General features: G+C 72.4%; 10 protein-coding genes. 7 read left to right on the top strand and 3 right to left on the bottom strand.

Annotated elements, in window-relative coordinates:
* The first annotated feature begins 11 nt into the window (after positions 1-11).
* Positions 12-1,739: a GMC oxidoreductase gene (locus ACMATS_RS15510; RefSeq protein WP_414168205.1), complete on the top strand. Its 1,728-nt coding sequence runs from the start codon at positions 12-14 to the stop codon at positions 1,737-1,739.
* A gap of 553 nt (positions 1,740-2,292) precedes the next feature.
* On the opposite strand, the gene ACMATS_RS15505 is transcribed toward ACMATS_RS15510, so the two are convergent.
* Positions 2,293-2,592 carry a chorismate mutase gene (locus ACMATS_RS15505; protein ID WP_390780460.1) on the bottom strand — a complete coding sequence of 100 codons (300 nt, stop codon included), beginning with the start codon at positions 2,590-2,592 and terminating at the stop codon, positions 2,293-2,295.
* Positions 2,593-2,924: 332 nt separating this feature from the next.
* Between ACMATS_RS15505 and guaA the strand changes: the two genes are divergently transcribed.
* The 3 genes from guaA to ACMATS_RS15490 all read left to right on the top strand — a co-directional run bounded on the left by guaA (position 2,925) and on the right by ACMATS_RS15490 (position 6,459).
* A complete protein-coding gene (guaA, locus tag ACMATS_RS15500; protein WP_390780461.1) occupies positions 2,925-4,523 on the top strand; it encodes a glutamine-hydrolyzing GMP synthase in 1,599 nt (532 codons plus the stop codon).
* Positions 4,524-4,766: 243 nt separating this feature from the next.
* A complete protein-coding gene (locus tag ACMATS_RS15495; RefSeq protein ID WP_390780462.1) occupies positions 4,767-5,795 on the top strand; it encodes a L,D-transpeptidase in 1,029 nt (342 codons plus the stop codon).
* A gap of 172 nt (positions 5,796-5,967) precedes the next feature.
* A complete protein-coding gene (locus ACMATS_RS15490) occupies positions 5,968-6,459 on the top strand; it encodes a DoxX family membrane protein (protein ID WP_390780463.1) in 492 nt (163 codons plus the stop codon).
* Between the two features lie 40 nt (positions 6,460-6,499).
* On the opposite strand, the gene ACMATS_RS15485 is transcribed toward ACMATS_RS15490, so the two are convergent.
* Positions 6,500-6,724: a hypothetical protein gene (locus tag ACMATS_RS15485; RefSeq protein ID WP_414168204.1), complete on the bottom strand. Its 225-nt coding sequence runs from the start codon at positions 6,722-6,724 to the stop codon at positions 6,500-6,502.
* Complete coding sequence (locus ACMATS_RS15480; protein WP_414168203.1) at positions 6,711-8,063, bottom strand: PspC domain-containing protein; 1,353 nt, start codon at positions 8,061-8,063, stop codon at positions 6,711-6,713. Before ACMATS_RS15480 ends, ACMATS_RS15485 begins: the two co-directional genes overlap by 14 nt.
* Before the next feature lie 134 nt (positions 8,064-8,197).
* Between ACMATS_RS15480 and ACMATS_RS15475 the strand changes: the two genes are divergently transcribed.
* The 3 genes from ACMATS_RS15475 (at position 8,198) to ACMATS_RS15465 (ending at position 12,032) form a co-directional block, all read left to right on the top strand.
* Positions 8,198-9,991 carry a serine/threonine-protein kinase gene (locus ACMATS_RS15475; RefSeq protein ID WP_414168202.1) on the top strand — a complete coding sequence of 598 codons (1,794 nt, stop codon included), beginning with the start codon at positions 8,198-8,200 and terminating at the stop codon, positions 9,989-9,991.
* Positions 9,992-10,080: 89 nt separating this feature from the next.
* A complete protein-coding gene (locus ACMATS_RS15470; RefSeq protein ID WP_414168201.1) occupies positions 10,081-11,349 on the top strand; it encodes a PspC domain-containing protein in 1,269 nt (422 codons plus the stop codon).
* The gene (locus ACMATS_RS15465) at positions 11,349-12,032 is read left to right on the top strand and encodes a LuxR C-terminal-related transcriptional regulator (protein WP_390780468.1); all 684 of its coding nucleotides are present in this window, start codon (positions 11,349-11,351) and stop codon (positions 12,030-12,032) included. The genes ACMATS_RS15470 and ACMATS_RS15465 overlap by 1 nt, the downstream gene beginning before the upstream one ends.
* The last annotated feature ends 79 nt before the right edge of the window (positions 12,033-12,111 follow it).

The raw sequence follows: 12,111 nt of genomic DNA, 5'->3' as shown, positions 1-12,111 counted from the left end.
GACGCGTCGCAATGACCGAGCTCGACAACTTTGACTACGACGTCATCGTCGTGGGCTCCGGCTTCGGCGGCTCGGTCTCCGCGCTGCGGCTGACGGAGAAGGGCTACCGCGTCGGCGTCCTGGAGGCCGGCCGTCGCTTCACGCCCGAGACCCTCCCCAAGAACTCCTGGGACCTGCGCAATTACCTGTGGGCGCCCGCGCTCGGCCTCTACGGCATCCAGCGCATCCACCTGCTGGGCAAGGTGATGGTGCTCGCAGGCGCCGGCGTCGGCGGCGGCTCGCTCAACTACGCCAACACCCTCTACGTCCCGCCGAAGGCGTTCTTCGACGACCCGCAGTGGTCCGGCATCACCGACTGGCAGCAGGAGCTGGAGCCCCACTACGCGCAGGCGCGTCGCATGCTGGGCGTCCGGCTCAACCCGACCGTCACGCCCTCGGACGTCCATCTCCGGGCCGCCGCAGAGCAGATGGGCGTCGGCGACACCTTCCACTTGGCGCCCGTCGGTGTGTTCTTCGGCGACGGCAAGGACGCCGACGGCACTGCGCGGACGCTGCCCGGACAGGAGGTGCCGGACCCCTACTTCGGGGGCGCGGGCCCGTCCCGCCGGGCCTGCCTGGAGTGCGGCGCCTGCATGACCGGCTGCCGGTACGGCGCGAAGAACACCCTCACCGAGAACTACCTGTACCTCGCCGAGCGCGCCGGGGCCGTCGTCCACCCGATGACCACGGTCGTCGCCGTCACCGAACACCGCGACGGCGGCCACCGCGTCGTCACCGTCCCCACGGACCGGCGGCGGGCCCGGCCGAAGGTGCTGCGCGCCCGCCACGTGGTGATCGCCGCAGGCACGTACGGCACCCAGACGCTGCTGCACACCATGCGGGACAAGGGACTGCTGCCCCGTATCTCCGACCGCCTGGGCGCGCTCACCCGCACCAACTCCGAGGCCCTGGTGGGCGCCCAGACCGACACCCGCCGCTACGGCGAACGGCCGGACTTCACGCGGGGCGTGGCGATCACGTCCTCGGTGCATCCGAACGCCAACACCCACATCGAACCGGTCCGTTACGGCAAGGGCTCGAACGCGATGGGCTTCCTGTCCATCCTGCAGGTGCCCGTGGGCACCCGGGCGCCGCGGGCGCTGGCCTTCGCGGGCCGCTGCGTGCGCCACCCGGTGCAGCTGGCACGGTCGTTGTCGAACTGCCGCTGGTCGGAGCGCACGATCATCGGCCTGGTCATGCAGTGCCTGGACAACTCCCTGACGACGTACCGCCGGACGCACGGTTTGGGCAAGGGCCTGCTCACGGCGCGCCAGGGCCACGGCGCGCCCAACCCCCAGCAGATCCCGGAGGCCACGGCGGCCGCGACCCTCCTCGCCCAGGAGATCAACGGCTTCCCCGGCAGCAACGTCGGCGAGCTGATGGGCACTCCGCTCACCGCCCACTTCCTGGGCGGCTGCCCGATCGGGCCCGACCCGGCGCACGGCGTCGTCGACCCCTACCACCGCCTGTACGGCCACCCGGGCATCTCGGTGGTCGACGGTGCGGCCGTCTCGGCGAACCTGGGCGTGAACCCGTCCCTGACGATCACCGCCCAGGCGGAGCGCGCCATGTCCTTCTGGCCGAACAAGGGCGACAAGGACCCCCGCCCGCACCAGGGTTCGGAGTACGAGCGGGTGGCCGCGGTGTCCCCGCGCAACCCGGCTGTCCCGAAGGGTGCGTTCGGCGCCCTGCGCACCTGAGGCCGTCCGGCGGCCCGTCGGCACGGCGAAGGGCCCCGGGCCGCTCCGCGGGGGCGTGCGGGCGGCCACGGGGCCCTTGACTGCCGGCACCGAGGTCAGGGCAGGTCGGTGCCGCAGGAGCGGCGCCGGGGGGAGCGCCGCAGGCCGAGGTCGGTGGTCGGACCAATGGCGGTACGCCGGAAGGGATTTGGTCTTCCCTTTGCATCGTGGGGGATGAGCCAGGCAGTGCGCAACCGTTTCGACCGGATACGGTCGGTTCCAGGCGTCCCCGGAACCGACCGCCCCTTGGATGGCGGCCGGGCTGCTGTCCCCTGCTGACCGGTCGCCGCGCCACCGGAGTGAGGTCCCACGACGCGCGTGCTCGCACGTCACACACTCCAGTGGATCCGCCCTGTCGTTGTCGGGCGCCCGGATGAACAGGGGCGGAAGCCACGCGTGGATTTCGGTGGGCCGCTCCTGGCTGGCGCGGACGACCGGTCCAACGAAGGCGGCGGCAGGCCGGTCACGCTCCGTACGGGTGACGGTCGGGGGACGGTCCGACGCCCCTGAACGGTCAGATGCGTCCGCGGCACAGCTCCAGCAGCGTCATGGCGAGCGCCGTCCCCGGCTTGCCGAGCTGACCGCTGTAGTGGTTGAGGATCTCCAGCTCCCGGGCGAGGTTCACGCGGCCCCCGCCGGAGGCGATGCGCTCCTTCTGGATCACGGCCGAGACGGCCATCCGTTCCTGGACGAGCCCGATGATCCGGCCGTCGAGATCGTCGATCTTCTCCCGGGCTCCGGTGATCACCGAGGCCGCGGCCTCGGTGCGGGCGCCGGTGTCCTTCGTGGCGGCGGTGGTGGTGCTGGTGCTCATGTCGGTGGTCGTTCCTCTCCGGGGGCTGTCTGCGCCCCGTGGCCGGTCGGCCGGCCCGGTGCGGAGGGAAACGACAGGCGCCCCGGGCCTTGACCGGCCCGGGGCGCCTGGGAAGTGCTTGTCAGCGGTTCAAGCAGCACGACCATGGCAGCCGGACGGGCCGGTGCCATAGGTAAAGACGAAGGTCGTGTGCTTGCGCATGGCCGACAGTATGGCCCGGGGACGGCCCCGGGGCCAATGCGGATTCGGATGGTGAGACAAAAGCACGTACCCGTTCCCCGGTAGAATCGACAAATACAGACCCCCTCCACCGACCGCCGGAAGGCCGCCCCGTGTCAGCAGCACCTCCCGCCGCCGCCCACGACAACACCGCGGAACCGGTGCTCGTTGTCGACTTCGGCGCGCAGTACGCCCAGCTCATCGCCCGCCGCGTCCGCGAGGCCCGGGTCTACAGCGAGATCGTTCCGTCCACCATGCCGGTGGCCGAGATGCTTGCCAAGAACCCGAAGGCGATCATCCTGTCCGGCGGCCCCTCCTCGGTCTACGAGGAGGGCGCCCCCACCGTCGACCGTGCCCTCTTCGAGGCCGGCGTCCCCGTCTTCGGCATGTGCTACGGCTTCCAGCTGATGGCCACCACCCTGGGCGGCACCGTCGACAACACCGGCGCGCGCGAGTACGGCCGTACGCCGCTGCACGTGAGCAAGCCCGGCTCCACGCTCTTCGAGGGCACCCCGGAGGAGCAGTCGGTCTGGATGTCGCACGGCGACGCCTGCTCGGCCGCCCCCGAGGGCTTCACCGTGACCGCGTCCACGGACGTCGTCCCGGTCGCCGCCTTCGAGAACGACGAGAAGAAGCTCTACGGCGTGCAGTACCACCCCGAGGTGATGCACTCCACGCACGGCCAGCTGGTCCTGGAGCACTTCCTCTACCGCGGCGCCGGCATCGAGCCGACCTGGACCACGGGCAGCGTGATCGAGGAGCAGGTCGAGGCCATCCGCGAGCAGGTCGGCACCAAGCGTGCGATCTGCGGCCTGTCCGGCGGCGTGGACTCCGCCGTGGCCGCCGCCCTGGTGCAGAAGGCCATCGGCTCGCAGCTGACCTGCGTCTACGTTGACCACGGCCTGATGCGCAAGGGCGAGACCGAGCAGGTCGAGAAGGACTTCGTCGCCGCGACCGGCGTGCAGCTGAAGGTCGTCGACGCGAAGAAGCGCTTCCTGGACGCGCTCGCCGGGGTCTCCGACCCCGAGGAGAAGCGGAAGATCATCGGCCGGGAGTTCATCCGGGTCTTCGAGCAGGCCGAGGCCGAGATCGTCGCCGAGGGCTCCGCGAGCGGCGAGCCGGTCGAGTTCCTGGTGCAGGGCACCCTCTACCCGGACATCGTGGAGTCGGGCGGCGGCACCGGCACCGCCAACATCAAGTCCCACCACAACGTGGGCGGCCTCCCCGAGGACCTGGAGTTCAAGCTCGTCGAGCCGCTGCGCCAGCTGTTCAAGGACGAGGTCCGCATGGTCGGCGCCGAGCTGGGCCTGCCCGACGAGATCGTCCAGCGCCAGCCCTTCCCGGGCCCGGGCCTGGGCATCCGGATCGTCGGCGAGGTCACGCAGGAGCGCCTGGACCTGCTGCGCGACGCCGACGCCATCGCCCGCGAGGAGCTCACCGCCGCCGGTCTGGACCGCGAGATCTGGCAGTGCCCGGTGGTCCTGCTCGCGGACGTCCGCTCCGTCGGCGTCCAGGGCGACGGTCGCACCTACGGCCACCCGATCGTGCTGCGCCCGGTCTCGTCCGAGGACGCCATGACCGCGGACTGGACGCGCATGCCGTACGAGGTGCTGGCGCGCATCTCGACGCGCATCACCAACGAGGTCCGGGACGTCAACCGCGTCGTGCTCGACGTGACGAGCAAGCCGCCGGGGACCATCGAGTGGGAGTGACCGCTCCCCGCTGACCGCCGCCGCGCCGCCCTCCGCACCTCCGGAGGGCGGCGCGGCCGTTTTCGTGCCCGAGCCCTCACCCCCGCCCGTCGGCGGGGGTGAGGGCTCGTCCTTCAGGTGCCTTTGGGGGGTATTTGCGCTGCTTAGGATGGTTGCGAGCCGGGGCGTAGCCGCCTCGGCTCCGTCGTGCCCTCAGTGGTGCACACACCGGAACACCGGACCGGAACACCGGATAGGAGAACCATGCGCCTCTCCCGTTGCACAGGGCTGTCCGCCGCCCTCGCCCTCACCGGCCTGGCCGTCACCGCCTGCGGTGGCGGAGCCGAGGCGGAGGAGCGGCCGGCGAAGTCCGGGAAGGCGTCCTCCTCGCCGTCGGCCTCCGCCTCGCCCTCGCCGACCGCGGTCACCGAGAAGCCCGCACCGCCCGCCGAGCTGCTGACGAACGCCGCCCGGGTCGTCCGGCCCGAGATCGCCCCCGAGAACGGCGAGAAGGTCGGCGTCGGACAGCCCGTCGCCCTCGTCTTCAAGAAGCAGAAGATCGCCCAGGAGCTGCGCGCCGGGATCGAGGGCCGGCTGAAGATCTCGAACAGTGCGAAGGTGCCCGGCGCCTGGCACTGGAACGAGACCAAGGGCGACACCTATCTGCACTTCCGCCCCGAGAAGTTCTGGCCCGCCGGCACCAGGGTCACGCTCGACGCGAAGCTCGCGGGCGTGAAGCTCGCCCCGGGCGCGGCCGCCGACCGCGACCGCTCGCTCTCCTTTACTGTCGGCGACTCGATGGTCAACACCGTGGACCTCAAGGCCCACACGCTGACGGTCGTCCGCAACGGGAAGACGCTGCGCACCATTCCGATCAGCGGTGGCGACGAGTCGAAGAGCTTCCAGACCCGCCAGGGCATCAAGACGATCCTGGCCAAGGAGGGCCGGGTCGTCATGGACTCGCTCTCCATCGGCATCCCCCGCAACCACCCCGACGGCTTCTACGGCTCGTACGACTTCAGCATGCGCGAGACGGTCAGCGGCGAGTACGTGCACGCGGCCCCCGACAACGCCGAGTCCTTCGGCAAGGAGAACGTCAGCCACGGCTGCATCGGCATGTCCACGGAGAATGCCAAGTGGTTGTACGGGATGAGCCTCAAGGGCGACGTCGTGCAGGTGAACGGCAGCTCCAAGCCCAAGCCGATGGACCACTTCGGCAACGGCTACGGCGACTGGAACCTCGGCTGGGAGGAGTGGCTCGCGGGCAGCGCCCTGGGCGTCCGGGCCGGCTGAGGCCGGAGAGGGTGGGCGGAGGCCTGTGGGTGAGCGCGTTGTCCACATGCGGGCCGCTGTCCACAAGGGCGAGCGCGGAACGTCTTCCGTACGTATGGTCGGTTGCAGGCCCGGTCTTTCGAGGGCCTGGTCGTTCGAGGACCACGACGGGTACGGAAGGCGGGCGGCACGCATGGCACGCAGGGGTGTGCTCGGGAAGAGCGACGACCTGACCCGGTACGCGCTGCTGCCGCTGCGCGTCTTCCTCGGCGTCACCTTCATCTACGCGGGCCTCGACAAGCTCACCGACTCCGCCTTCCTGGCCAGTACCGGACAGGGGTCCCTCGGGGCCCTGATGCAATCAGCGCGCGACACCGCCGCGATCCCGGCCCTGGTGGACCTGGGCCTGAAGAGCCCGGTCGGCTTCGGCTACGGCCTCGCCCTCGGCGAGCTGGCGGTCGGGCTGGGGACGCTGCTGGGCCTCTTCGCCCGCCTCGCCGCAGCCGGCGGTGCACTGATCTCGTTCACCCTGTGGATGACGGTCAGCTGGCCGGCCACGCCCTACTACTACGGCAACGACCTGGCCTATCTGATGGCCTGGCTGCCGCTGATAGTCGCGGGTGCGCCCCTGCTGTCGGCGGACGCGATGCGGTCCCGCCGACGAGGGGGGCGCACCCGGCGCTGAGCCCGGCCCCCCTAGGGCGTGTCCGATGGGTCGCCCCACGTCACAGCAGCTCGCGCTGCTCCGTGCCCCGGGCGCGGTGGCGGCGTACCGCGAAGGCGAGGGAGGAGATCAGGCCCGCCACGCAGAAGCCCCCGACGAGCGTCGGCAGCAGAAAGTAGAAGGGGAGGTGCACCCAGCCGCGCACGGACGCGAGATGCCCCAGGCAGCCGCCGATCAGCACCAGGCCGACGACCAGCTTCCCCGGCTCGAACTCATGGCGTCCCACGGGTCACCTCCACCTGTCCGATGCCGGTCTTGAGCCGGAGCTCCAGCGTGCCGCGGGAGGGGTGCCCGGCGACGGGGGCCAGGGTCACCTTCCGGTGCTGCCCGGGCCGGATCTCGATGTCGTCGCGCCCTTCACCGGGCAGCTGGATGTCGCCGACACCGACCTCGATGGTCAGCTGCGTCGTCATGTCGTCGGGCAGCACGGCCTTGAGCCGACCCGCGCCCACCTCGGCGCCGGCGCTGACGGGCTGTCCGCCCTGCCCGTCCGGCGGGTGCAGGCCGCTCAGGTCGAGCACGCCGACGCCGCTGCCCACCGCGTAACGGCTCTGCACGTCGGCCGCGCTCGCCGGATGCCACGTGATGTGCGTCCAGTCCGGGGTGACCGACTTCGGCAGGGCGGCCGCGCCCGTCAGCAGGACGGCGGTGAGCACCCCGAGGAAGACCGTGCCGCCGCCCGTGCGTCCGTAGAACGAACTGAGCACGATGCCCAGGCCGAAGACCCCGAGCGCACAGGCCAGGCCCGTCTCCAGGGAGGTGCCCAGCGGCTGCTGGTGCCAGTGCACGGCGGTGCCCGCCCAGCCGGCAGCCAGGGCCAGCAGGAACGTCCAGCCGCCGAGCCGGGGGGCGCGGCGGGCCGGGCGGGCGTGCTCCACGGCGGTGCCCCACGCGTTCTCCACGGCGGTCCGGACGGTCCCTGCCACCCCGGTGGGCGCGGCCCCGGCCGCGCCGGTGCCCTCGTCGGGTCCCCACAGGTAGCCCGTGCCGATGCGGGTCGCCGCCATGACGTCCCGCGCCAGGGGGTCGCGCCACCAGGAGGGGGTGCCCGCCATGGGCGGGGCCTGCGTCTCCGGGGGTGCTTCCACCGTCTTCGGGGCCTTGAAGGGCTTCTGGGAACCGGCCGCATCGGGCACGGCCTCCTCCGCCTCGGCCAGCCGACGGCGCTGCGACCAGTACGCCGCGCCGCTGAGGGCTATCAGCAGCATCAGCCCGAAGGCCAGCACCCCGCCGTTGTTGAGCATGGACAGGAACAGCCCGCAGCCCACCAGCGCGCACAGCACCGCCGTCAGCGCGGGGCCCTCGACGCGGCCCGACAGCATCCGGCGGGCCTCGTTCTCCTCCTCGCCCTCCAGGGGGATCAGCAGCCAGGCGAAGCCGTAGAGGATCAGGCCGAGCCCGCCGGTGACCGCGAGCACGCCCAGCACCACCCGGAAGACGACCGGGTCCAGGTCGAAGTACCGGGCGAGCCCTCCGCACACGCCGGAGATCAGCTTGGGCTCGCGGCTGCGCCGCAGCGGCGGTCTGCCGTCGTGGCGGTCGGCGGGAGGTGCTTCGTCGGTCATGTGCACATGGTGTCAACCGGAACGCACGTACGGCATCCGTGACGACCCTGGCCGTTCCCTGAGATCGTCCCTGAGACCGATCCGGTTAGGGTGGCGCTGCTCGAACACACATGGGGAACCGGAGGGGGCGCGCGGTGACGGAGTCATGGCCCGGGGCGTGGCCCGAGGGCGTATCCGGCCCCGGACCGGACGCCGGACGCCTGATCGCCGGGCGGTACCGGCTCCTGGAGCGGATCGGCCGTGGCGGCATGGGCACTGTCTGGCGCGCCGAGGACGAGCTGCTGGCACGTCAGGTCGCGGTGAAGCGGCTGCACGTCTCTCCGGGCCTGGACGACGAGGACCTCGCCACCCTCTACGAGCGCACCCGCCGCGAGGCGCGCAGCGCGGCCCGGATCAACCACCCCAACGTGGTCGTCGTCCACGATGTGGTCGACGACGCCGGCCTGCCGTGCATCGTGATGGAGTACGTGCCGTCGACGACGCTCGGCGACGTGCTCAAGCGCGGCACGATCGGCCCCGAGGAGGCCGCCCGGATCGGTCGCGGCATGATCGCGGCGCTGCGTGCGGCCCACGCGGCCGGGGTGCTGCACCGCGACGTCAAGCCGGGCAACGTGCTGCTCAGCCACGACGGGCGGGTCGTGCTGACCGACTTCGGCATCGCCCAGTCCACCGGCACCTCGACCCTGACCAAGACCGGCGAGATGGTCGGCTCGATCGACTACATCGCCCCCGAGCGGGTCAAGGGCGCCAGGCCCGGCCCCGCCGCCGACCTGTGGGCGCTGGGCGCCACGCTCTACCAGGCGCTGGAGGGCCGCCCCCCGTTCCGCCGGGACACGGGCGTCGAGACGGCCTACGCCATCGCCATGGACCCGCTGCCGCCGCCGCGCCACGCAGGGCCGCTGGCGCGGCTGATCGAGACGCTCCTGGCCAAGGACCCGTCCCTGCGTCCCCCGGCGGACCTGGCCGAACAGATACTGACCGAACCGGGCGCCCTCCCGGCCGGGGTCCCTGACGAGACCGTCGCGGCACCGGCGGGCACGGGCGTCGTGTGGCCGGAGGCCGGAACTGCAGCCGCAGCCGCCGCGACGGCCCCGGCACCGCCCGTCGTCCCGCAGGAATCCACCGTCCCGCAGCCGGAGACCGGGACGCACCCGCGCCTGCCCGGCTCAGGGCAACTCCCCGGCGTCCTGCAGCAGTCCGCGCCCACGGCGGACGCACCGGCCACCGCCGCCGTGACCGTGCCCTCCCCCCGCCCCGAGCCGCCCGCACGGGCGAAGGGGCGGCGGCGCGGCGTGCTGTGGGGTGCCGCGGCCGCGGTCGCGGCGGCCGGGCTGGCCGCCGGGGCGTACATGTTCCTGCAGCAGGACGACGGTGGCGGTGAGGACACCACGACCGAGCCTGCCGCGTCACCGAGCCCGCAGCCGAGCCGTTCCGCCTCGCCCAGTGCTTCGCCCGCCTGGACGCCCCCGCCCGTGCCGCAGGGCTACCACCTCGTCAAGGAGGACAAGCTCGGCGTCTCCTTCCCCGTCCCGGACGGCTGGCACCGTGACGCGGCGACCTCGACCTCGACCGAGGTGAACTACCTGGACGTCACCGGCCGCGTCGGCATCAAGATCAACGTCCTGGAGTTCGCGAGCTCCGACCCCGTGCAGCACTTCAAGGAGGTCGAGGAGCAGACGAAGAAGAACGTCGACGGGTACAAGCGCGGCCGGCTCCAGGCGACCAGCTTCCGCGGAGAGCCCGCCGCGGTCTGGGAGTTCACCCTCAACGGCCGCGTTCGCCCCTACCGTGCGATCGACCTCGGATTCGGGCGCGAGGGCGGCAACGAATACGCGATCTACCTCTCCGCGCCGGACGCGGAGTGGGACCGTCACCGTCCGGTCTTCGACGTCGTCCGCGACGGCTTCCGCCCGGCGAAGGGCCGCTGAGGCCGACCGGGTCCGCAGGCCCGGGGATGGGGGTTCGCTCAGGGACGACCCTGATGCCGTGACCCCTCCTGACGTGTGACGATCAAGGTATGACCACAGCCACGCCCCCGGACGCCCCACCCCTGCGCAAGCTCTACCGCAGCGCGGAGGGCCGCATGCTCGGCGGCGTTGCGCGCGGGCTCGCCGGGCACCTCGGGGTGCCGGTGTCCTGGGTGCGGCTGGTGTTCGTGGCCCTGTTCCTGGCGCAGGGCATGGGCGCCCTGCTCTACGCGGTGTTCTGGTTCGTCGTGCCGCTGGGCGTCGGCGGGGTGGAGGTGCCGCGGCCCGCGGTCGCGGAGGTCTCGGCGGACGGGCGCAGACGGGTCTTCGCCCGCAAGCCCGACCGCGGGCAGGTCTTCGCGCTCGTCGCGCTCGTCGTCGGCGCCGCCATATTCCTCGACCGGCTGCACCTTGGCCGGGCCAACGCCTACGTCTGGCCGCTGGTCCTCATGGGCGCCGGCGTCGCCCTCGTCTGGCGCCAGGCCGACAACGCCCGCCGCTCCCACTGGGTGGAGGTCGGCCGCAGCAAGCGCGTCCTGCCGCTCGCGCGCGGCGCGGCCGGCGTCCTCCTGGTCGGCGTCGGCGCGACGGGCATCGTCGTGCTGCAGAGCTCCGCGGAGCACCTGGGCACCGTGCTCCAGGCCTCGCTGGCCGTCCTGGTCGGCATCGCCCTGCTCGCCGGTCCCTCGGTGGTGCGGATGACGCAGGACCTCTCCGCCGAGCGCACGATGCGCATCCGCGCCCAGGAGCGCGCCGAGGTCGCCGCTCACGTCCACGACTCCGTCCTGCACACCCTCACCCTCATCCAGCGCAACGCGGAGGACGCGCGCGAGGTCGCCCGCCTCGCCCGGGCCCAGGAGCGCGAGCTGCGCGCCTGGCTCTACAACCCCGAGGGCCGCGGCAAGGACGAGGCCGAGGAGCCCCGGACCCTGGCCGACGCGGTCCGGGCCGCCGCGGCCGGGGTGGAGGATCATCACGGGGTGCCCATCGAGGTCGTCGTCGTCGGCGACTGCCCGCTGGACGAGCGGCTGGACGCACAGCTGCAGGCCGCCCGTGAAGCCATGGTCAACGCGGCCAAGTACGGTGGCGAGGGCGGCGCCGTCCAGGTGTATGCCGAGGTCGAGGGGCGTACGGTCTTCATCTCCGTACGGGACCGGGGCCCCGGCTTCGATCCGGACGCGGTGCCGGAGGACCGGATGGGCGTCCGCGAGTCGATCATCGGCCGGATGCAGCGCAACGGCGGTACGGCGCGGCTGCGTTCCGTGCCCGGCGGGGGGACAGAAGTGGAGCTGGAGATGGAGAGGGCGGAGAAGGCGTGATGACGACCGAACAGATGCCGGAGCGGCACGTCAGGGTGGTGCTGGTGGACGATCACCGGATGTTCCGCACGGGCGTGCAGGCCGAGATCGGCGCCACCGAGCGCACGGGCGTCGAGGTCGTCGGCGAGGCCGCCGACGTCGACCAGGCCGTCACGGTCATCACCGCCACCCGCCCCGAGGTCGTCCTGCTGGACGTCCACCTCCCGGGCGGCGGCGGTGTGGAGGTGCTGCGCCGCAGCGCGGCCATGATGGCCGACCAGCAGAATCCGGTCCGCTTCCTCGCCCTGTCCGTCTCGGACGCCGCCGAGGACGTCATCGGCGTCATCCGCGGCGGCGCCCGCGGCTACGTCACCAAGACCATCACCGGCACGGACCTGGTCGACGCCGTCTTCCGGGTCAAGGACGGCGACGCGGTCTTCTCGCCGCGCCTGGCCGGCTTCGTCCTCGACGCCTTCGCGTCCACGGACGCCCCGCCGGTCGACGAGGACATGGACCGGCTGACGCAGCGCGAGCGGGAGGTCCTCCGGCTGATCGCGCGCGGGTACGCGTACAAGGAGATCGCCAAGCAGCTGTTCATCTCCGTGAAGACCGTCGAGTCGCACGTCTCGGCGGTGCTGCGCAAGCTGCAGCTGTCCAACCGACACGAGCTGACGCGCTGGGCGACGGCACGCCGGCTGGTCTGAGGCAGTAACGGCGGGCGCGGTGGGCCGCGTGACGGGGCGGCCCGCTGTGCCGTGGCTCACCCCGGCGGAACCTCCGGGC

Source organism: Streptoverticillium reticulum, assembly GCF_047456005.1.
Lineage (GTDB): Bacteria > Actinomycetota > Actinomycetes > Streptomycetales > Streptomycetaceae > Streptomyces > Streptomyces reticulum.
The sequence above is the reverse complement of the archived record's forward strand: the minus strand, read 5'-3'. Positions and strand labels throughout refer to the sequence as shown.